Annotated in this window: 19 protein-coding genes; 12 read left to right on the top strand and 7 right to left on the bottom strand. The window is 55.3% G+C overall.

The features are described 5' to 3' along the window. The first annotated feature begins 90 nt into the window (after positions 1 to 90). The 5 genes from ACXI0A_RS20045 to trpS all read left to right on the top strand — a co-directional run bounded on the left by ACXI0A_RS20045 (position 91) and on the right by trpS (position 4,473). Positions 91 to 1,134 (top strand): SPOR domain-containing protein, encoded by a 1,044-nt coding sequence (locus ACXI0A_RS20045; RefSeq protein ID WP_224934378.1) that lies wholly within the window; start codon positions 91 to 93, stop codon positions 1,132 to 1,134. 96 nt (positions 1,135 to 1,230) lie between these two features. Next, a complete protein-coding gene (gene dam / locus ACXI0A_RS20040; RefSeq protein ID WP_224934379.1) occupies positions 1,231 to 2,043 on the top strand; it encodes an adenine-specific DNA-methyltransferase in 813 nt (270 codons plus the stop codon). A gap of 65 nt (positions 2,044 to 2,108) precedes the next feature. Further along, positions 2,109 to 2,792: a ribulose-phosphate 3-epimerase gene (gene rpe / locus ACXI0A_RS20035; protein ID WP_224934380.1), complete on the top strand. Its 684-nt coding sequence runs from the start codon at positions 2,109 to 2,111 to the stop codon at positions 2,790 to 2,792. Beyond that, positions 2,776 to 3,453, top strand: coding sequence for a phosphoglycolate phosphatase (locus tag ACXI0A_RS20030; protein WP_224934381.1), 678 nt, complete (start codon positions 2,776 to 2,778; stop codon positions 3,451 to 3,453). The genes rpe and ACXI0A_RS20030 overlap by 17 nt, the downstream gene beginning before the upstream one ends. Before the next feature lie 15 nt (positions 3,454 to 3,468). Further along, positions 3,469 to 4,473, top strand: coding sequence for a tryptophan--tRNA ligase (gene trpS / locus ACXI0A_RS20025; RefSeq protein WP_224934382.1), 1,005 nt, complete (start codon positions 3,469 to 3,471; stop codon positions 4,471 to 4,473). Between the two features lie 58 nt (positions 4,474 to 4,531). Here the strand turns inward: trpS and cysG are convergent, their stop codons facing one another. Genes cysG through nirB form a run of 4 tightly spaced genes read right to left on the bottom strand, consistent with a single transcriptional unit; the run spans position 4,532 to position 9,637 of the window. After that, positions 4,532 to 5,896, bottom strand: coding sequence for a siroheme synthase CysG (cysG, locus tag ACXI0A_RS20020; RefSeq protein ID WP_476150791.1), 1,365 nt, complete (start codon positions 5,894 to 5,896; stop codon positions 4,532 to 4,534). A gap of 43 nt (positions 5,897 to 5,939) precedes the next feature. Further along, a complete protein-coding gene (gene nirC, locus ACXI0A_RS20015; RefSeq protein WP_476150792.1) occupies positions 5,940 to 6,743 on the bottom strand; it encodes a nitrite transporter NirC in 804 nt (267 codons plus the stop codon). 30 nt (positions 6,744 to 6,773) lie between these two features. Next, positions 6,774 to 7,100 (bottom strand): nitrite reductase small subunit NirD, encoded by a 327-nt coding sequence (gene nirD / locus ACXI0A_RS20010; protein ID WP_224934388.1) that lies wholly within the window; start codon positions 7,098 to 7,100, stop codon positions 6,774 to 6,776. Beyond that, positions 7,097 to 9,637 carry a nitrite reductase large subunit NirB gene (gene nirB / locus ACXI0A_RS20005; RefSeq protein WP_476150793.1) on the bottom strand — a complete coding sequence of 847 codons (2,541 nt, stop codon included), beginning with the start codon at positions 9,635 to 9,637 and terminating at the stop codon, positions 7,097 to 7,099. The genes nirD and nirB overlap by 4 nt, the downstream gene beginning before the upstream one ends. Before the next feature lie 298 nt (positions 9,638 to 9,935). Between nirB and ACXI0A_RS20000 the strand changes: the two genes are divergently transcribed. Next, positions 9,936 to 11,219: a cytosine deaminase gene (locus ACXI0A_RS20000; protein ID WP_476150794.1), complete on the top strand. Its 1,284-nt coding sequence runs from the start codon at positions 9,936 to 9,938 to the stop codon at positions 11,217 to 11,219. 95 nt (positions 11,220 to 11,314) lie between these two features. Here the strand turns inward: ACXI0A_RS20000 and tsgA are convergent, their stop codons facing one another. Next, positions 11,315 to 12,493, bottom strand: a complete 1,179-nt coding sequence (gene tsgA, locus ACXI0A_RS19995) for an MFS transporter TsgA (RefSeq protein WP_476150795.1) — start codon at positions 12,491 to 12,493, stop codon at positions 11,315 to 11,317. Positions 12,494 to 12,755: 262 nt separating this feature from the next. Here tsgA and ppiA point away from each other — a divergent pair, with 262 nt between their 5' ends. The 5 genes from ppiA to argD all read left to right on the top strand — a co-directional run bounded on the left by ppiA (position 12,756) and on the right by argD (position 16,099). Beyond that, positions 12,756 to 13,328, top strand: coding sequence for a peptidylprolyl isomerase A (gene ppiA, locus ACXI0A_RS19990; protein ID WP_100701782.1), 573 nt, complete (start codon positions 12,756 to 12,758; stop codon positions 13,326 to 13,328). Between the two features lie 98 nt (positions 13,329 to 13,426). Next, positions 13,427 to 13,591 (top strand): YhfG family protein, encoded by a 165-nt coding sequence (locus tag ACXI0A_RS19985; RefSeq protein ID WP_476150796.1) that lies wholly within the window; start codon positions 13,427 to 13,429, stop codon positions 13,589 to 13,591. Beyond that, the gene (locus tag ACXI0A_RS19980; protein WP_476150797.1) at positions 13,581 to 14,174 is read left to right on the top strand and encodes a putative adenosine monophosphate-protein transferase Fic; all 594 of its coding nucleotides are present in this window, start codon (positions 13,581 to 13,583) and stop codon (positions 14,172 to 14,174) included. The genes ACXI0A_RS19985 and ACXI0A_RS19980 overlap by 11 nt, the downstream gene beginning before the upstream one ends. A 41-nt stretch (positions 14,175 to 14,215) precedes the next feature. Continuing rightward, positions 14,216 to 14,791: an aminodeoxychorismate synthase component II gene (locus ACXI0A_RS19975; protein ID WP_224934398.1), complete on the top strand. Its 576-nt coding sequence runs from the start codon at positions 14,216 to 14,218 to the stop codon at positions 14,789 to 14,791. 87 nt (positions 14,792 to 14,878) lie between these two features. Beyond that, on the top strand, positions 14,879 to 16,099 hold the full coding sequence (argD, locus tag ACXI0A_RS19970) for a bifunctional acetylornithine/succinyldiaminopimelate transaminase (RefSeq protein ID WP_476150798.1): 1,221 nt from the start codon (positions 14,879 to 14,881) through the stop codon (positions 16,097 to 16,099). Here the strand turns inward: argD and ACXI0A_RS19965 are convergent, their stop codons facing one another. Beyond that, on the bottom strand, positions 16,100 to 18,175 hold the full coding sequence (locus ACXI0A_RS19965) for a YccS/YhfK family putative transporter (protein WP_476150799.1): 2,076 nt from the start codon (positions 18,173 to 18,175) through the stop codon (positions 16,100 to 16,102). A 58-nt stretch (positions 18,176 to 18,233) separates the two neighbouring features. Then, the gene (crp, locus tag ACXI0A_RS19960) at positions 18,234 to 18,866 is read right to left on the bottom strand and encodes a cAMP-activated global transcriptional regulator CRP (protein WP_003852956.1); all 633 of its coding nucleotides are present in this window, start codon (positions 18,864 to 18,866) and stop codon (positions 18,234 to 18,236) included. A 303-nt stretch (positions 18,867 to 19,169) separates the two neighbouring features. Between crp and ACXI0A_RS19955 the strand changes: the two genes are divergently transcribed. Further along, positions 19,170 to 19,574 (top strand): OsmC family protein, encoded by a 405-nt coding sequence (locus tag ACXI0A_RS19955; protein ID WP_224934404.1) that lies wholly within the window; start codon positions 19,170 to 19,172, stop codon positions 19,572 to 19,574. Positions 19,575 to 19,588: the final 14 nt, after the last annotated feature.

Here is a 19,588-nt window from a genome sequence, read left to right as displayed (position 1 = left end):
CCAGTGCCGCTTCAGTTTGAAGTATGACGGGTAGAGCAGTGAGTGGTGATGCGGTGCGTGGGAAGCGTGCCGTTTTACGGAGGAGGCTAGATGGATGAGTTCAAACCGGAAGACGAGTTAAAACCTGATGCCAGTGACCGCCGTCCAACGCGGCCTCGCAAAACGTCTTCTGCGCCGAAAGCGAAGGTACCTGTTTCTCGTCAACATATGATGATGGGGATCGGCATCCTGGTTCTGCTGTTGGTGGTGCTGGGTATCGGTTCGGCATTGACCGGTCCGGATGAGAAGAAACCCGCAGCAACCACGGCCAGCAATGGTAACGCGGCGCCGACGGCAACCGGCGGTGAAAAGAACATCGACCTTTCCGGTTCGACGTCCATGAGCGGCCAGCAAAACGCCACGCCTTCAGCGGAAGGAAGCGCACCACAGACGCCAGCTTCATCATCCTCGCCAGCAGGCAGCGATCCCAACTCGATTTCAATGCCAGCGGTGTCTTCAACGCCGACGCAGGCTGCGCCTGTCGATACGCCAGCCAACCAGCAACGTGTGACGCTGCCGGGCGATCTCAACAGCGCGTTGAGCAACCAGCAAGGCCAGGTTGATAACGCTGCACAGGGTGCACAAGGCAACAGTTCACTGCCTACCGCGCCTGCTACGGTGAGCGGTAACGGTAAAGCGATAACGCCTCCGGCGATGCGCTCTGAAACGCCTGCTCGTACCAATAGCAATGGCTCGCGTGAAGCGCACAGCAACACCGGACACAAAGCGCCAGCAACGTCGAAACCCGCAGCCGTAGCTAAAGAGAGCAAAACCCATACTACCGCCGCACACAATGCGCCGGTGAGCGCCAGCAGCGGTGCCAGTAAGTCACTGCCAACCGGTGGCAGCTACACGCTGCAGTTGAGCGGTGCGTCGAAAGAAGAGAGCCTGAATGCCTGGGCGAAGAAACAAAATCTGAGCGGTTATCACGTGTATAAAACCACGCGTAATGGTCAGCCCTGGTATGTGTTGGTGAGCGGCGCTTACGCCACGCCAGCCGATGCTAAACGCGCAGTGGCGTCATTGCCTGCTGAAGTGCGTGCGGCGAATCCGTGGGTTAAACCGCTGAGTCAGGTGAAGAAAGAAAGTCAGTAATTGATGTGGGGCTGCGATCGCGTGGCCCCGTTTAAAGCGCAGAGCTGCTGTCGGTTCCACCACAGCCAATAATTAAGATGTAATAACCACGACAGCATGAAGAAAAATCGCGCTTTCCTTAAATGGGCCGGAGGGAAATACCCGCTGCTTGACGATATCCGTCGTCATTTGCCACAAGGTGACTGTTTAGTCGAACCTTTTGTGGGTGCCGGTTCTGTGTTCCTCAACACCGATTATGACCGCTATCACCTGGCGGACATCAACGGTGACCTGATCAATCTCTATAACATCGTCAAAAACCGCACGGCTGAGTTCATCGAAGACGCGCGGCAGCTGTTCACGCCTGAAGGTAATATCGCAGAGACCTATTACGCGCAACGTCTGGCCTTTAACGCCAGCAAAGATGAATATCAGCGCGCACTGCTGTTTCTCTATCTCAATCGCCATGGCTATAACGGTTTGTGCCGTTACAATCTGCGCGGTGAGTTTAATGTGCCTTTTGGTCGTTATCGCAAACCTTACTTCCCGGAAGCGGAGCTGTTGTGGTTTGCCGAACGGGCGCAAAAAGCGACCTTTGTCTGTGAATCGTACGATGTTACTCTGAACAACGCCCTTGCTGGCTCAGTGGTTTATTGCGATCCGCCGTATGCGCCCTTATCGGCGACGGCGAACTTTACCGCATACCACACCAACAGCTTTAGTCTGCGCGAGCAGCAGCATCTGGCCGAGCTGGCCAACAAACTGGCCTATGAAAACAGCATACCGGTGCTGATTTCCAACCATGACACGCTGCTGACGCGTGAGTGGTATCAGAATGCGGTTTTACACGTAGTCAAAGCCCGGCGTTCCATCAGCCGAAGCATAAGTGGTCGCACTCAGGTTGACGAACTGCTGGCGCTTTTCCGCTAGCCTGTTTCGTCCGCGACCAACGCATTACGCCAGCTCAGGCTGGCGCACAAAATTGGGAGAATCGGATGAAACAATTTTTGCTGGCCCCTTCAATTCTTGCTGCTGACTTTGCTCGCCTGGGCGAAGATACCGCGAAAGCGCTGGCGGCAGGGGGGGATGTGGTGCATTTCGACGTGATGGATAACCACTATGTGCCCAACCTGACCATGGGACCGATGGTGCTGAAAGCACTGCGCGACTATGGCATTACGGCACCGATTGATGTGCATCTGATGGTCAAACCGGTCGATGCGCTGATCCCAGAGTTCGCCAAAGCGGGCGCGACCTACATTACCTTCCATCCTGAAGCCAGTGAGCATGTTGATCGCACGCTGCAACTGATCAAAGAGCACGGCTGTAAAGCAGGCCTGGTGTTCAATCCAGCCACGCCTCTCGATTACCTCGACTATGTGATGGATAAACTCGACATCATTCTGCTGATGTCAGTGAACCCTGGCTTTGGCGGCCAATCCTTTATTCCTGGCACGCTGGACAAACTGCGTCAGGCGCGTCGTCTGATTGATCAGAGCGGCTATAACATCCGTCTGGAAGTGGACGGTGGCGTGAAGATTGACAACATCGGTCAGATCGCGGCAGCAGGTGCGGATATGTTTGTGGCCGGTTCTGCGATCTTCGGTCACCCCGATTACAAAAAAGTGATCGACGAAATGCGCGGCGAACTGGAGAAAGTTAATGGCTCATTTCACTGATATCCGCGCGCTGGCGTTTGATCTCGACGGCACGCTGGTTGATAGCGCACCGGGTCTGGCGCAGGCGATCGATCATGCTTTAGGTGATTTGCAGTTGCCGCCTCCTGGCCTGGCGCTGGCTTCCACCTGGATTGGCAATGGCGCGGACGTGATGATGACGCGCGCGCTGACCTGGGCTTTAGGCCGCGAACCGCATGCCGAAGAGCAGCGTGACGCACGTGCGCTGTTTGATAAGTACTACGCCGAAACGGTGGAAGCGGGCAGCACGCTGTTCCCGCAGGTTAAAGAGACGCTGGTTGCTTTGCACGCCAAAGGCCTGCCGATGGCCATCGTCACCAACAAGCCGACGCCGTTTGTCGCGCCACTGCTGGAATCGCTGGGCATTGCCGATCTCTTCACGCTGATTATCGGCGGTGATGACGTGGTGGTGAAAAAACCGCATCCTGCAGCGATCTTCCTTGTTTTGGGTCACTTTGGTGTACTGCAAAAAGAATTACTGTTTGTCGGTGATTCTCGCAATGATATTCACGCGGCTCAGGCCGCTGGCGTGCCGAATATCGGCATGACTTTCGGCTACAACTACGGCGAGCCGATTGCTATCAGCCAACCCGATTTAACTCTCGATACTTTTAGCGAACTTTTGCCCGCTCTCGGGCTGTAATTATCAGGATATAACATGAGCAAACCCATCGTTTTCAGCGGCGCCCAGCCTTCCGGTGAACTGACCATTGGCAACTACATGGGTGCGCTGCGTCAGTGGGTGCAGATGCAGGATGATTTCCACTGCATTTACTGCATCGTCGATCTGCACGCCATCACCGTTCGTCAGGATCCTGTTGCACTGCGTAAAGCCACGCTGGATACTCTGGCGCTGTACCTGGCCTGCGGTATCGATCCGGCGAAAAGCACCATCTTTGTTCAGTCCCATGTGCCAGAACACGCGCAGCTGAGCTGGGTGCTGAACTGTTACGCCTACTTTGGCGAGCTGAGCCGCATGACGCAGTTCAAAGACAAGTCTGCGCGTTATTCCGAGAACATCACTGCGGGTCTGTTCGATTACCCGGTGCTGATGGCAGCCGATATTCTGCTGTATCAGACCAACCAGGTACCGGTGGGCGAAGATCAGAAGCAGCATCTGGAACTGAGCCGTGATATCGCCGGTCGTTTCAACGCGCTCTATGGCGATGTGTTCAAAATCCCTGAGCCGTTTATTCCAAAATCAGGCGCACGCGTGATGTCGTTGCTGGAACCGACCAAGAAGATGTCGAAGTCGGATGACAACCGCAACAACGTGATTGGTCTGCTGGAAGACACCAAAGCGGTGGTGAAGAAGATCAAGCGCGCGGTAACCGATTCCGCCGAGCCGCCAGTGGTGCGTTACGACGTGAAAGAAAAAGCCGGTGTATCTAACCTGCTGGATATTCTTTCTGGTGTCACCGGTAAGTCAATTCCGCAGCTGGAGCAGGAATTCGAAGGCAAGATGTATGGCCACCTGAAGGGCGAAGTGGCGGAAGCGGTTTCCGGCATGCTGACTGAGTTGCAGGAGCGTTATCACCGTTTCCGTAACGATGAAGCTTTCCTGAATCAGGTGATGCGTGATGGCGCCACCAAGGCCCGCGCACAGGCGCAAGAAACGCTGAAGAAAGTCTACGAAGCGGTGGGCTTTGTGGCTCAGCCTTAATCAGCTAACTGCGTGAACTAAGAACGGCGAGTTGTGATGACTCGCCGTTTTTTTATGTTTAAAACCAGCGTAACTGGCGACGCAGGCTCACCACATGACCGACGATAATCAGCGCCGGGCTGGCAAACTGTTGTGCCAGCGTGTTGAGTTCAGCTAACGTCGCGGTATCCACCCGTTGCTCTGACGTCGTGCCATTCTGCACGATGGCGACCGGCATCGCGGCATCCATCCCATGCTGCAACAGCTGGCGCTGAATCTCTGGCGCCTGATTCAAGCCCATATAGAACACCAGCGTTTGCTGTTCTGCTGCCAGCTTACTCCACTCAATCTCACCCTGCTGTTGCAGATGACCGGTGACAAAGCGCACGCTCTGTGCGTGATCGCGGTGCGTCAGCGGAATGCCGCTGTATGCGGCACAGCCGGAGGCGGCGGTGATACCCGGTACTACGCTGAACGGAATGTTGTGGTGTGCCAGTACTTCCAGCTCCTCACCCCCGCGACCGAAAATAAAGGGATCGCCGCCTTTCAGACGCACTACACGTTTACCGCTCTGCGCTTGTTCCAGCAGCAGCTGATTGATTTGCGACTGCGGCACACAGTGATGTCCGGCCTGTTTACCGACGAAGATGCGTTCAGCATCGCGCCGCACCAGGTTGAGAATCGGTTCGGATACCAGACGGTCATAAACAACCACATCGGCCTGCTGGATGCACTGTAAGCCTTTAAGCGTCAATAATCCGGCATCGCCTGGACCCGCACCCACCAGCACCACTTCACCTTGTTGAGACCGCGGCGCGTCGAACAGCGTATCAACGATATGATCGGCGCGTGGCTGGTCACCATTGGCCAGCGTTTGCGCCAGACGATCGCTGGCAAAGAAGCGTTCCCAGAATGCCCGGCGCTGTCCCATGCTCGCAAATGTCTGCTTTACCCGGCCGCGTAGTGACCCGGCGAGTGAGGCCAGTTGGCCTAAATGTTGCGGCAACATGGCTTCCAGCTTTTCACGCATCAGGCGAGCCAGCACCGGCGCGCGTCCGCCGGATGACACGGCAATCATCAGCGGGGAGCGATCGACAATCGACGGCATGATGGCGGTGGCCTCCTGCGGTGCATCCACCAGATTACAGAAGATGCGGCGCAGTTCGGCAGCATCGCCCACCTGTTGATTCACGGCGTCATCGTCGGTGGCGGCAATCACCAGCCAGCAGCCTTCCAGCCATTGCTCTTCAAAGCTGCCGGGGAGTAAATGTAACTTTCCCTGTTCAGCCCACTGTTGAAATACAGGGGAAAAATCCAGTGCGCCGACGTGCAGATCGGCTCCGGCATCCAGCAGCAGGCGCGCTTTGCGTTCTGCCACATCACCGCCGCCGACCAGTAAACAGCGTTTGCCCTGCAGGCGGCAAAACAGCGGAAAATAGTCCATCGCTCATCCTCAAAAAAGCCCGCAATGTGCGGGCTTAGAAACGTTAAACAGATTTAAGCGCAGTGGCTTGTGGCGCCACTTGCGGTCGTTGTGCCTGTGGTGTGGCGTACCAGTATCCGAGGCCCATCAATATCATCCCAGAGAACATGTTACCCAGCGTCACCCACAGCAGATTATGACCGATGCCGCTTAAGGTCAGATCGGCATTATGCTGACCAAACCACGACAGTGCAAAGACCGTCATGTTCGCCACGGAGTGTTCGTAGCCTGAAGCGATAAAGGCCAGCAGGCACCACCAGATGGCAAGGAATTTCGCCGTGCCTTCGGTGCGCACCGCCATCCAGATCGCCAGACATACCAGCCAGTTACACAGTGCGCCCTTGAAGAACAGCGCCATGGCGGGCTGCGTAGTTTTCGCCAACGCGGCACTGTGAATCAGTGCGCCTGCATTGGGCAGCATCGCACCGGCTGCGTAGTAATAGAGCAGGGCGACAAACACCGAGCCAATCAGGTTGCCCAGCCAGGTTTGCGGCAGCACGCACCACATCTGACCCTGGCTGATGGTGCCAGCTTTGACGCCGACGGTGAGGAACATCGTATGGCCGGTAAACAGCTCCGACCCGGCAATGATCACCAGCGTCAGGGCGATACCAAAGGTTGCGCCCATAATCAGCGGACGCCAGGCAGGATCGGCCAGGTTGCCGAGGGTGAAAATCAGAATGATGGCGAGGCCAACGTAAGCGCCCGCCATCGCCGAGCTGATCCAGAAGGCCAGCGGGCTGTGCTGCGCCGTTCGCACAATGCGTGCTGCGTTGTTGGCGCAGGTGTTCAGGGTGTCAGTAAACATAGTGACGTCTCATAAAGTGAAGGAATTCTGTCAGGCGCACACTTCGACCAGGCCCGCAGTGACGCGCACCGGATAGCTCGCCACCGATCGGGATGCATCTTCGAGGCAGACGCCATCGCTCAAGCGGAAGCGTTGTTTTTTCAGCGGGCTGGCAACCCATAGCGTGTGCTGGTGCTCCGCAATCAGGCCACGTGACAGCACGCTGGCCTCGGCGAAAGGATCGATGTTGTTGAGTGCATACAGTTGCTCATCGTCTCGTGGACGGAAGATGGCAATCTGTTGACCTTTCACCAGCGCGCAGACGCCGGTGGCAGGCAGGATTTGCTCGAGTTCACATACTGAGTGCCACTGGCTCATGCGTCGATCTCCTCAATCTGGGTGACCGCAATACGCTCGGCAGGGCGTGCCGGACGATGCTGATCGCGCTGGTTAATGTGCTGCACCAGCGGGTCGCGCTGATCGCTATTGATAAAGGTGCTGAAGTGGATTTGCTGCAGCGGATCGTTCACCGCTGCGGCCCATTCACATTCGACTTTGCCGCGCAGGCGCGTCATCTCACTCTCCAGCTGCGCGTTGAGGCTGAGTTTGTCGTCAACAATCACGCTGCGCAGATAGTCGATACCGCCTTCCATGCTTTCCAGCCACAGCGAGGTGCGCTGCACGCGATCGCCGGTGCGGATATAGAACATCATGAAACGATCGAGGTAGGTGAGCAGGGTATCGCGATCCAGATCCGCTGCCAGCAAGTCGGCGTGGCGCGGCTTCATGCCGCCGTTGCCACACACATACAGGTTCCAGCCTTTCTCCGTGGCGATGATGCCGACGTCTTTGCCCTGTGCCTCAGCACATTCACGTGTACAGCCGGAGACACCAAACTTCATTTTGTGCGGCGTGCGGATGCCTTTGTAACGATTCTCCAGCTCAATGCCGAAGCCCAGACTGTCGCCGACACCGAAACGGCACCAGCTGCTGCCAACGCAGGTTTTCGCCATGCGTAGCGCTTTGGCATACGCCTGACCGGTTTCAAACCCGGCATCAATCAGCAGGGACCAGATGGCGGGCAGATCGTCGCGCTGGGCACCAAACAGGCCAATGCGCTGTGAACCGGTGATTTTTGTGTAGAGATTGTACTGACGGGCCACGGCACCGATGGCCATTAAACCTTCAGGGGTGATTTCACCGCCGGGTGAGCGCGGGATCACCGAGTAGGTGCCATCTTTCTGGATATTGCCGAGGAACAGGTCATTGCTGTCTTGTAGCGGTGCCAGCTGAGGCTTGAGCACATAGTCGTTCCAGCAGGAGGCCAGCAGCGACGCCACAGTGGGTTTACACACCTCACAGCCATAACCCTGACCGTATTTCGCCAGCAACGCATCGAAGGATGCGATCTCTTCAACGCGAATCAGGTGATACAGCTCCTGGCGCGAATAGGGGAAGTGCTCGCACAGGTGATTGTTGACTTCGATACCCTGGCGGCTCAGTTCAGCATTAAGCACCTGGGTGATAAGTGGGATGCAGCCACCGCAGCCAGTGCCGGCGCGGGTTTCGCTTTTGAGCATCGCCACGGTATGGCAACCGCCTTGCACCGCCTTGACGATATCGCCTTTGCTGACATCGAAGCAGGAGCAGATTTGCGCGCTATCCGGCAGGGAATCGACGCCTAATACCGGCTTCTCACCACTGCCTGCAGGTAGAATCAAACCTTCGGGATTCTCAGGCAGCGCGATGTTATTCAGTGCCAGCTGCAGCAGATTGCCGTAATCGCTGGTGTCACCCACCAACACCGCGCCAAGCAGCGTGCGATTGTCTTCACTGACAATCAGGCGCTTGTAGATGTGTTTCTGTTCATCGAGCCACATATAGCTACGCGCACCTGGCGTGCGGCCATGCGCATCGCCAATGCCGCCGACATCCACGCCCAGCAGCTTGAGTTTGGCGCTCATATCCGCGCCAGAGAAGGCATTCTCACGTCCCAGCAACACATCGCTGGCGACCTGTGCCATTTTGTAGCCGGGTGCCACCAGGCCGAAAAGACGGTTCTGCCAGGCGGCACACTCACCAATCGCATAAATCGCGGTATCACTGGTTTGGCAGCGATCGTCAATGGCGACACCACCGCGCTGGCCGAGATCCAGCCCGCACTGTTTCGCCAGTTTGTCTTGTGGGCGAATGCCGGTGGAGAACACAATGAAATCGACATCCAGCGCGCTGCCATCCGCAAATTCCAGCGTCTTACCGCCTTTGGCGTGATGCACAATTTGTTGAGTGTTTTTGCCAGTATGCACTTGCACACCCATCTGCTCGATTTTGCGGCGTAGCTGTTCGCCGCCTTGCACATCCAATTGCTCGGCCATTAACCCCGGCGCAAACTCAATAACATGGGTTTCGATGCCGAGATTTTTTAGTGCTCCTGCGGCTTCCAGGCCGAGTAATCCACCCCCAATCACCGCACCACGTTTAGTGCGGCGCGCACAGGCTTCAATGGCGTTGAGATCTTCGATGGTGCGGTAGACAAAACAGTCGCTACCCTCTGAGCCTTTGATCGGCGGTATCCACGGATAAGAGCCGGTGGCGAATATCAGCGTGTCGTAATGCACCGCGCGACCGGTATTGGAGTGAATCAGTTTTTCGTCGCGGTTGATGGTAATGGCCCGTTCACCGATCAGCAGGTTGACCTGATGTTTTTCATAATAGCCGGGGCGAACCAGCGACAGCTCTTCAGCGGTGTGATGGGAGAAATAGGCGGAAAGGTGGACGCGGTCATAGGCGACGCGCGGTTCTTCACAAAAGACGGTAATAGCGAATTGGCCGGGCTCGGCTTTGTCGATCAGTTCTTCTATAAAGCGGTGGCCCACCATGCCGTTGCCAATAATCACGACACTGTGCTTGCTCATGCTTGCCTCAAAAATTGCGGTATCTGCGCTTACGATAGCGCGCTGCATCAGGCGCTTATTGATGCACATCAAGCGCACAGCTATATACCCATTTCGAGGTATGTAATTGATTTCGAAAGAAATTGATAAGTGGCTTATTTGGTTGGATATTGTGCTGCGTCGGTCGCTATCAGTGCCGCCCCAGCAAACTGAGCAGAGGACGTTTTCGGATGGTGATTTTGGCAGTCCAAAAACCTATGAGGCTGACGGACGGATTTTCGTGCTAGCTTAACTTGTTGCTTTGAAACAGGAGGAAGGCATGGCAAACCGGTCACTAAAGTGGATCAACAACCTGCGTCTGGCGGGCCAGCAGGGTCTGTGGCAGATGGAAATCAACGGCGGCAAAATAATGACATTACGCCCCCAGCCACCGCAAATCACGCAGCAGGATGATGCGCTGGATGCCGAAGGCGGACTGGCAAGTGCCCCTTTTATCGAACCACACATCCATCTCGACACCACCCAAACCGCCGGGCAGCCCGCCTGGAACCAATCTGGTACGCTGTTTGAAGGTATTGAACGCTGGGCCGAACGCAAAGCGCTGCTCAGTCATGAAGATGTGAAGCAACGCGCACAGCAGACGCTGAAGTGGCAAATTGCCAACGGCATTCAGCATGTGCGCACTCACGTTGATGTGTCCGATCCCACACTGACCGCGTTAAAAGCGATGCTGGAAGTGAAAGCGGAAATGGCGCCATGGATCGATATCCAAATCGTGGCGTTTCCGCAAGAGGGGATTCTCTCCTATCCCAACGGTGAAGCCTTGCTGGAAGAGGCGTTGCGACTCGGCGCAGATGTGGTAGGCGCCATTCCGCATTTTGAGTTCACGCGCGAGTACGGTGTGGAATCGCTGCACAAAACCTTCGCGCTCGCCAACCGCTATGACCGTATGGTGGATGTGCACTGTGATGAGATCGATGATGAGCAGTCGCGCTTTGTCGAAACCGTGGCGGCGCTGGCACATCGTGACGGTAATGGCGAACGTGTGACCGCCAGCCACACTACAGCGATGCACTCCTACAACAACGCCTACACCTCGCGCTTATTCCGCTTGCTGAAGCTGTCGAAGATTAATTTTGTCGCCAATCCGCTGGTGAATATTCATCTGCAGGGACGTTTTGACAGCTATCCCAAACGTCGCGGTATCACGCGGGTGAAGGAGTTACTCGACGCCGATATTAACGTCTGTTTTGGTCATGATGATGTGTTTGATCCCTGGTATCCGCTGGGTACGGCCAGCATGCTGCAGGTGCTGCATATGGGATTACATGTTTGCCAGTTGATGGGCTACGAGCAGATCGACAACGGCCTGAGCCTGATCACCACCAACAGCGCGAAAACCATGCAATTGAAGGGTTACGGTCTGGCGGTGGGTGACGATGCCAGCCTGATCATTCTGCCAGCTGAGAGCGGCTTTGATGCGGTGCGCAGACAAGTGCCCGTGCGCTATTCGATCCGTCAGGGAAGCGTGGTGGCGGCAACGCAGCCCGCAAGCAGTGAAATCTATTTAGGTGAGACGGAAGCAGTGACGTTCCGGCGATAATCGCTGCAAAAAAAGAGTGCGCATCACTGCGCACTCTCTTAATACTGCACCAGGCAACAAAGGCGAACCTTTATTACGCCCCTGCATATCACTCTTTATTGCGTCACATGGCCGTGCTGGCGATGTTTAGTCACAAAGCCGAGCAGCACACACATCACAAACACCACGGCATACAGGCCATTGGCGGTAGAGAGCGCTGCATGCGCGCCGCCTTTCGCCACGATCGGGCCGGTGACCACGAAGGTCAGCATGGTGCCGACGGTGCCGCAGGTCAGGATAAAGTTCACCAGCTTCGGCGAAGATACTTTGGTTTGCAGCGAACCGAGCGTGATGATGGTGGTGTAAATGGCGCTGGAGCTGAAGCCGAGAATCATGATGATCCAGTGCAGCATGCTGGCGTCGTTGGTGGTGACAAACCAGTACATTAAACCCGTCGCCAGTGCCGCCAATACCATCAGGATGCGCTGCAGATCGAAGAAGCGCAGCAGGAAGCTGAAGACCCACATGCCGACCATGTACGCGGTCCAGAAGTTACCCACTAATTGACCGGCTGCCGAAATATCCATACCCATCGATTTGGTCGCATACTCTGGCACCCAGGAGATAAAGCCCAGCTGACCGAGGATATAGCATAGCGCCGCAATCGACAGGAACAGCACGCCGATGCCCCATTTCTCTTTCTCGCCACCTTGTACGGCAGCTTCGCTTTTCAGCACAGGGAATTCCACCATCAGCGTCAGGATGAAGATGGCGATGTAAATCACACCGATGCAGGCGTATACCCAGTACCACGGCAGCATGCGAGCCAGCAACACACCGGCGATGATCGGGAAAATGGTACCTGCCATGCTGAAGAAGGAGTCGGTAAACAGCAGACGCGAACCACGCTGACGGCCATCGTACAGATGGGTAATCAGGAAGGTACCGATCGACATGGTGATACCGCTGACCACACCGAGCACAAACATGCACAGCGAGAAGACGCTCAGGTTATGGCTGGTCATCAGGCCCGCCACCGCGAGGATCATCAGTACAAAGCCAAAGATCAGCTGGCGTTTCAACGGCACAATCACCATCAGCCAGGCGTTAAGGAATACCGCCGCCAGGATACCGGCATTCAGGAAAGTGAAGGTGTTGCTCATTTCTGAGATGGGCAACTGGAAATATTGGGCAATATTATCCAGTACCATACCGGTAACGATCACCAGCGCGCCGGTGAGCGCGTAGGAGAAAAAGCTGATCCAGGTAAGGCCAATGCGATTACGGTTTGTCATGTTCTGAACCTGTGAAGCGCCGGGATTGGCAAAAAGTGTCATGAATTGTAAATGCAACTGTGATCTTAATAAACAACGAGTGTAACGAGCGCGAAATATTTCATTAATAGTGTGATTTTGGTCACGCAAATGATTGCGCGCCCCAAAAAGTATGACAATCGCAACATCAGCGTAAATATCGGTAAAACGCTGGCTCTTGTATAACTTGCTCTTTACAATCGATCTCGTTTTTGAGCTTGCACTCCATGGTAAGGAATCTTTCATGTTTAAACGTACTTTGACAGCGGCAGTCGCCCTGTTAGCGCTCTCTTCTGTATCCGCTACCGCTCTGGCAGCCAAAGGGGATACTCATGTGCTGCTCACCACCTCTGCGGGCAATATCGAACTCGAACTGAATAACCAGAAAGCCCCGGTCTCGGTGAAAAACTTTGTCGACTACGTCAACAACGGTTTTTATAACAACACCATCTTCCACCGCGTGATTCCTGGTTTCATGGTTCAGGGCGGCGGTTTCACCACGGATATGCAGCAGAAGCAGACCGTGGCACCGATCAAGAATGAAGCCGATAACGGTTTGCGTAACCTGCGTGGCACCATCTCGATGGCGCGTACTGCAGATAAAGATAGCGCCACCAGCCAGTTCTTCCTCAACGTCGCGGATAACGCCTTCCTCGATCACGGCCAACGTGACTTCGGGTATGCGGTATTTGGTAAAGTTGTGAAAGGTCAGGATGTGATCGACAAGATTGCTCAGGTGCCTACCAAAGATGTCGGCCCGTACCAAAATGTGCCGTCAAAACCGATTGTTATCCTGTCTGCTAAAGTCCTGCCTTAATGATTTAACGCGCCGCTGCTCGCTGGCGCGTTCTGCTGCTCTCCGGCAAAGCTAAAATTTGCTCTTATACTTAGGGCAAATTGCTTGTCGGAGGCGCAATGACCAGCCAACTCACCGAAAAACAGAAAGCCACCCTGTGGCAACAGCGCCGCATGGCCAATTATCAGGCCAGCTGCCGTCTTGCCGGTTACGTACTCAGCGATATCACGGCTGAGCAACATGAAGATCGACTTGAGTCACTGAGGAGGCAATATGGCGGATAACAGTCTGGCTGTGCGCGACCCTTACGTCTGGCACAACGACACGGTGCTGAAAAATCGTCTCGATATTCATGATGAAGCGCAACTGCGTAAAGCGGAGTTGGCGTTTAGCGCGGCACGTCTGGCGACACTGGAACTCGGCCCGAGCAGCACCGGTATGCCGTGGTTGTGCCATATTCACCGCACGCTGTTTCAGGATCTCTACAGCTGGGCGGGGGAGCTGCGCAGCATTGATATCTGGCGCGACGAAACACCCTATTGCCATTGCGAATACATCGAGAAAGAGGGTAATGCGCTGATGAGCGCGCTGGAAGATGAGCAACAGCTGACAAACCTGACGCAGGATGAGTTTGTCGCGCGGCTTGCGCATTATTACTGTGAGATCTTCGTATTGCATCCGTTCCGCGCGGGCAATGGCCGCACGCAGCGCATTTTCTTCGAACAGCTGGCGCTGCATGCCGGCTACCTGCTGACGTGGGACAAACTGGAGCGAGAGACTTGGCGTACCGCGTTGTTTAACGGTGTATCGGGGGATTTAGCACCGCTAACGGCGCAGTTTGCGAAAGTGGTGAGCCCTGCACGCTAAAATGCGTAGAATAGCGGCGGTTTGACTGGCCTGAGGGCACTATGCTGCTGTTAATTGATAACTACGACTCCTTCACCTGGAATCTCTACCAGTACTTCTGTGAGCTGGGCGCAGAAGTGCGCGTGGTGCGTAACGATGCCATCACGCTTGCGGAGATGGAGACGCTGCCACTCACCCATTTGGTGATTTCCCCCGGCCCCTGTACGCCGGATCAGTCCGGTGTTTCTCTTGACGCCATCCGCCATTTTGCCGGACGCTTGCCGATTCTCGGTGTCTGCCTCGGCCATCAGGCGATTGCGCAAGCCTACGGTGCACAGGTCGTGCGTGCACGTCAGGTGATGCATGGCAAAACCTCTGTTATCCAGCACACTCATCAAGGCGTATTTCGCGACCTTAATAATCCGCTCACCGTCACGCGCTATCATTCACTGATTGTGGCGCGCGATACGCTGCCCGCAGAATTCGAAGTGACAGCCTGGAGCCTGCGTGATGGCGAGCCCGATGAGATCATGGGCTTCCGCCACCGCACTTTGCCGCTGGAAGGGGTGCAGTTCCATCCTGAGAGTATCCTCAGCGAGCAGGGCCATCAGCTATTGGCTAATTTCCTCAACGCGTAACTTATGTTTGCCTTCGTGTGATTTTTTATGCATATTTTGTGATTATAATTTCACTTCAGCTCAATAAATAACCCAATGAGGTCGGCAATGGCAGCGGAAAAACTAGCGGTAACCCGGGAAACGTTCGATAACGTGATTTTGCCTGTTTATGCACCAGCGCAGTTCGTGCCGGTTAAAGGCAAGGGCAGCCGAGTCTGGGATCAGCAGGGCAGAGAGTATATCGACTTCTCCGGCGGCATCGCGGTGACTGCTTTGGGCCATTGCCATCCGGCGCTGGTGGAAACGCTGAAAACGCAGGGCGAAACCTTGTGGCATACCAGCAACGTGTTCACCAATGAACCGGCGCTGCGTCTGGCTAGTAAACTGATTGCCGCGACCTTTGCCGATCGCGTGTTCTTTGGTAACTCCGGCGCGGAAGCCAACGAAGCTGCTTTCAAGCTGGCACGCTATTACGCCTGCAAAAAACACAGCCCGTTTAAAAGCAAAATCATTGCCTTCCACAATGCGTTCCACGGACGTACCTTGTTTACCGTTTCCGTCGGCGGCCAGCCGAAATACTCCGATGGCTTTGGTCCCAAACCGGCGGATATCGTGCATGTGCCGTTTAACGATCTGGATGCGGTGAAAGCGGTGATTGATGATCATACCTGCGCCATTGTCGTCGAGCCGATTCAGGGCGAAGGTGGCGTGGTGGCGGCGACGCAGGAATTTATGCAGGGCCTGCGTGCACTGTGTGATGAGCACAACGCGCTGCTGGTGCTGGATGAAGTGCAGAGCGGCATGGGTCGTAGCGGTAAGCTGTTCAGCTACGAACATTACGGCATCAAGCCAGACATCATCACCACCGCGAAAGCGCTGGGCGGCGGATTCCCGGTGAGCGCGATGCTGACCACCAATGAAATCGCTTCAGTGATGGCGCCCGGCGTGCACGGCACCACCTACGGCGGCAATCCGCTGGCCTGTGCGATTGCCGAAACCGCACTGGACATCATCAACACCCCTGAAGTGCTGGGTGGTGTGGAAGCCCGTCGTCAGCAGTTCGTTGAAGCGCTGCAGGCGATCGACAGCAAATACGATCTGTTCAGTGAGATTCGGGGCAAAGGTTTGCTGATTGGGGCAGCGCTGAAACCGCAGCACGCCAGCAAGGCGCGCGACATTCTCAACGCATCAGCCGCAGAAGGATTGATGATCCTGACCGCCGGCACCGATGTGATTCGTTTCGTGCCGTCATTGGTGATCGAACCGACCGATATCGAAGAAGGCATGGCGCGTTTCGCCAAAGCCATTGAGAAAGTGCTGGCTGCCTGATTAGCTTTTCGGGCGCAGTACTTTGAGCCAGCTGCCATGATGTGGCCGCTGGCTCCACGCCATTGAAGAGATGGTGTGCATGACGTTCAGATGTTGCAGAATCCGCTTCACATGCTGTTCCACAATCGTCACCGGCCCCTCATTCAGATTCTCCGGCGCTTCCAGAATATTGCTGTCATTGCCTGGTCCGTCATAGGCTAGTCGCTGCTGACAGCGCTGCAGCGCAATTTCACAGGATTGCAGATAACGCTCCGCCAGTTTGGGCGTCAGCATGGTGTGCTCACGCGCCAGAATCGTCATTGCGTTGAGATGCTCAACGATAAACTGACTGTGCGTCACCCACATGCGCATATCTTTCAGGTACTGCGCATTAAAGCCCGGCTCGCTGGATGCCTGATTCAGGGAGTTAAACAGCGCATTGTGCGCCTGATTAACCTTCATGCGTTGATACGCCAGCTTTTCGGGGGATTGCTCCGGCCCCAGCAGCATTCTTAGCGCTTCCTGATAGGCATCCAGTGCATCATGTGCGTTGCTGCGCAGCAAGCCACTCTGCCACTGCGGCCATAGCCAAATCATGCCGGCAAAGGCGATCAGGCAGCCCATCAGTGTGTCCATCATGCGCGGTAACAGGAACTGCGCGCCGTTCAGCGACAGCAGCTGCAGCGAATACACTGCCGTCACGGTAAAGCCAATCATCGACCAGCCGTAATACTTGCGCGTCACCAGATAGCTGGCGAGGGTGATGGCCAGCATAAACAGCAAGGTGATCGATTCGGGCACCGCCAGCTGCAGCGAACCGGCCGCGATCAGCAATCCGGCAAAGGTGCCCAACGCACGGTGCTGAATGCGTACCCGTGTGGCGCTGTAGCCATTCTGGCTGACGAACATAATGGTCATCAGAATCCAGTAGGGCTTGGGAATATTGAAGAACAGCGCCAGCGCACTGCCAAACATCAGCATCACCGAGATACGCGCGGCGGTGCGCAATGCGGCGGATTTCAGCGACAGATAGCTGCGCAGCGCCGGAAACAGCGGCAAACGGCGCTGGCGATCGGCCATCAGGTCACGGGTGTACAACGGCTTCTGGGTGCGCAGCACGCGAGCGATACGGCTGAAGTGGTAATAGCAGAAGTTACCCACCGGATTATCGGGGTTTTGACGCGCAATCTTCTCCAGCGCACCGAGCTGCTTCTCCATGTGAAAACGATCGGGCAACTGATGATAGAGAATGGCATCGGCCAGCAGACGCAGGCGCGCAGAGATAGTTTTCGCATTCCAGCGGATCACCGCTTCGGCGTGACTCTGTTCCACCAGCTTCTGCACCTCTTCCGGCTGGTGCAGGCTCACCGAGATGTGTTCCTGCAAATCCAGCGCCACCTGGAACGCGCGCGTCAGGCGTTTGTGGCTGTTATCACGACTGGCCGACAGCATATGCATTTGCTGATAACAGGTGGTGATCAGATCAACGGCTTTTTGCTGGCGTGCCAGCAGCGGTGGTAATGCCTTTTCCGGATCGGTGAGCTGCGTCAGCAGGGTATATTTGGCATCGCAGTAATCCGCCAATTCCCGATACAGCAGGCTAAGGGTTTCACGCATCGGCTGCTCTTTCCACAGCCAGAACCAGAACCAGTTAAACAGGCCGTACCATAGCGTGCCACCGATATACAGTAGCGGCGGCACCCACATGGGCATGCGTCCAACCAGGCTGAGGCTAAAGATGGCGGCAATCAGTGTGGCGGGCAGCAAGCGACCGTGCAGTGGGCTGATTTCGCCGGTCACGCCTATCAGCAGCGGCAGCACGAATAGGATCAGCGGTAAAGGAATCGCGTCACTGGTGAGAAATTGGATCAAAAAGCTGGCGGTGGCAAACAGGGAGCCGCCGACAATCAGGCGTTTGAAGAAGCGTTTATGCGGGGTATCGAGACCCGCCATGTTGCAGCAGGCAGGCACTAAGGAGAACAGCAGGCCTTTTTGCAGATCGCCAAACAGCCAGCCAAGAGCCACAGGCAGGCACAGCACCAGCGTTTGCCGCAGTGCGTAGTTGACCTCAGGATGATAGATGATTCGGCGCCACATCAGCTCATCGCAAACAAAAACGGCGCGATGTTGCCATCACGCCGTGGGTGATAAGAAATTAGCGGGTGCCGTAGACGACGATGGTTTTACCGTGTGCGGAGATCAGGTTCTGATCTTCCAGCATTTTCAGGATACGACCCACGGTTTCGCGTGAGCAACCCACGATTTGACCAATCTCCTGACGGGTGATTTTGATTTGCATCCCGTCCGGGTGAGTCATCGCATCTGGTTGTTTAGCCAGATTAAGCAGCGTTTGCGCGATACGGCCCGTCACATCGAGGAAGGCAAGGTTGCCCACTTTTTCGGAGGTGACTTGCAGACGACGCGCCATTTGCGACGAGAGTCGCATTAAAATATCCGGGTTTACCTGAATCAGCTGACGGAATTTTTTGTAGGAAATTTCAGCCACTTCGCAGGCACTTTTCGCACGTACCCAGGCACTACGTTCCTGACCTTCTTCAAACAGGCCGAGTTCGCCGATGAAATCTCCCTGATTGAGGTAGGAGAGGATCATCTCTTTGCCTTCTTCATCTTTGATCAGTACCGCGACGGAACCTTTCACGATGTAGTACAGCGTTTCCGCTTTCTCACCCTGATGGATGAGTGTGCTTTTGGACGGATATTTGTGAATATGGCAATGGGACAGGAACCATTCGAGTGTAGGGTCTGTTTGCGGTTTGCCGAGAACCATTCGCTATTATCCTCTGTTGTAATCGTGCCCAAAATACAGGGGGCAGTTTTCCCTGTCAGGCGGTGTAATCGTAGAGCGCTTCCAGTAAAGGAAAATTATTTCCGGGTGATTCTTAAGCTACGCTTTTGATTCTTCCCGCCTTCGTCTGTTATGACGAAAATATTTTCAGCACTGTTTGTAGCACAGCTTTTGCAAGCTGTCTTCTGTTGTCTCGCTTCAGCAAAGGGCAGATGTGTCTGGATTGCTGTTTATCAAGTGAAAGCGTACTCTGGCGGCAAAACCGCCACTTCAGGAGAAAGAATAATGCAGGCACGAGTGAAATGGGTGGAAGGGCTGACCTTTCTCGGAGAATCCTCATCAGGCCATCAGGTATTAATGGACGGTAACTCGGGCGACAAAGCGCCGAGCCCGATGGAGATGGTTTTGATGGCAGCTGGCGGCTGTAGCGCGATTGACGTGGTGTCGATCCTGCAAAAGGGTCGAAATGACGTGGCTGACTGCGAGGTGAAACTCACCTCCGAGCGCCGTGAAGAAGCGCCACGTATTTTCACGCAAATCAACCTGCATTTTATCGTTAGCGGCAAGGCGCTAAGCGATAAAGCGGTCGCGCGGGCTGTCGATCTGTCGGCGGAGAAGTATTGCTCGGTGGCGATCATGCTCGGCAATAGTGTGAAAATGACGCACAGTTACGAAGTGATTGAGCGATAGCATCAGCGGGCGGC

The sequence above is a fragment of the Pantoea sp. C1E2 genome (assembly GCF_056491465.1).
The sequence above is the reverse complement of the archived record's forward strand: the minus strand, read 5'-3'. Positions and strand labels throughout refer to the sequence as shown.

What these genes read in the sequence shown, in the direction of transcription:
- ACXI0A_RS20045 (WP_224934378.1), top strand. Translation starts at nt 91, where the DNA reads ATGGATGAGTTCAAACCGGAAGACGAGTTAAAACCTGATGCCAGTGAC.
- dam (WP_224934379.1), top strand. Translation starts at nt 1,231, where the DNA reads ATGAAGAAAAATCGCGCTTTCCTTAAATGGGCCGGAGGGAAATACCCG.
- rpe (WP_224934380.1), top strand. Translation starts at nt 2,109, where the DNA reads ATGAAACAATTTTTGCTGGCCCCTTCAATTCTTGCTGCTGACTTTGCT.
- ACXI0A_RS20030 (WP_224934381.1), top strand. Translation starts at nt 2,776, where the DNA reads ATGGCTCATTTCACTGATATCCGCGCGCTGGCGTTTGATCTCGACGGC.
- trpS (WP_224934382.1), top strand. Translation starts at nt 3,469, where the DNA reads ATGAGCAAACCCATCGTTTTCAGCGGCGCCCAGCCTTCCGGTGAACTG.
- cysG (WP_476150791.1), bottom strand. Translation starts at nt 5,896, where the DNA reads ATGGACTATTTTCCGCTGTTTTGCCGCCTGCAGGGCAAACGCTGTTTA.
- nirC (WP_476150792.1), bottom strand. Translation starts at nt 6,743, where the DNA reads ATGTTTACTGACACCCTGAACACCTGCGCCAACAACGCAGCACGCATT.
- nirD (WP_224934388.1), bottom strand. Translation starts at nt 7,100, where the DNA reads ATGAGCCAGTGGCACTCAGTATGTGAACTCGAGCAAATCCTGCCTGCC.
- nirB (WP_476150793.1), bottom strand. Translation starts at nt 9,637, where the DNA reads ATGAGCAAGCACAGTGTCGTGATTATTGGCAACGGCATGGTGGGCCAC.
- ACXI0A_RS20000 (WP_476150794.1), top strand. Translation starts at nt 9,936, where the DNA reads ATGGCAAACCGGTCACTAAAGTGGATCAACAACCTGCGTCTGGCGGGC.
- tsgA (WP_476150795.1), bottom strand. Translation starts at nt 12,493, where the DNA reads ATGACAAACCGTAATCGCATTGGCCTTACCTGGATCAGCTTTTTCTCC.
- ppiA (WP_100701782.1), top strand. Translation starts at nt 12,756, where the DNA reads ATGTTTAAACGTACTTTGACAGCGGCAGTCGCCCTGTTAGCGCTCTCT.
- ACXI0A_RS19985 (WP_476150796.1), top strand. Translation starts at nt 13,427, where the DNA reads ATGACCAGCCAACTCACCGAAAAACAGAAAGCCACCCTGTGGCAACAG.
- ACXI0A_RS19980 (WP_476150797.1), top strand. Translation starts at nt 13,581, where the DNA reads ATGGCGGATAACAGTCTGGCTGTGCGCGACCCTTACGTCTGGCACAAC.
- ACXI0A_RS19975 (WP_224934398.1), top strand. Translation starts at nt 14,216, where the DNA reads ATGCTGCTGTTAATTGATAACTACGACTCCTTCACCTGGAATCTCTAC.
- argD (WP_476150798.1), top strand. Translation starts at nt 14,879, where the DNA reads ATGGCAGCGGAAAAACTAGCGGTAACCCGGGAAACGTTCGATAACGTG.
- ACXI0A_RS19965 (WP_476150799.1), bottom strand. Translation starts at nt 18,175, where the DNA reads ATGTGGCGCCGAATCATCTATCATCCTGAGGTCAACTACGCACTGCGG.
- crp (WP_003852956.1), bottom strand. Translation starts at nt 18,866, where the DNA reads ATGGTTCTCGGCAAACCGCAAACAGACCCTACACTCGAATGGTTCCTG.
- ACXI0A_RS19955 (WP_224934404.1), top strand. Translation starts at nt 19,170, where the DNA reads ATGCAGGCACGAGTGAAATGGGTGGAAGGGCTGACCTTTCTCGGAGAA.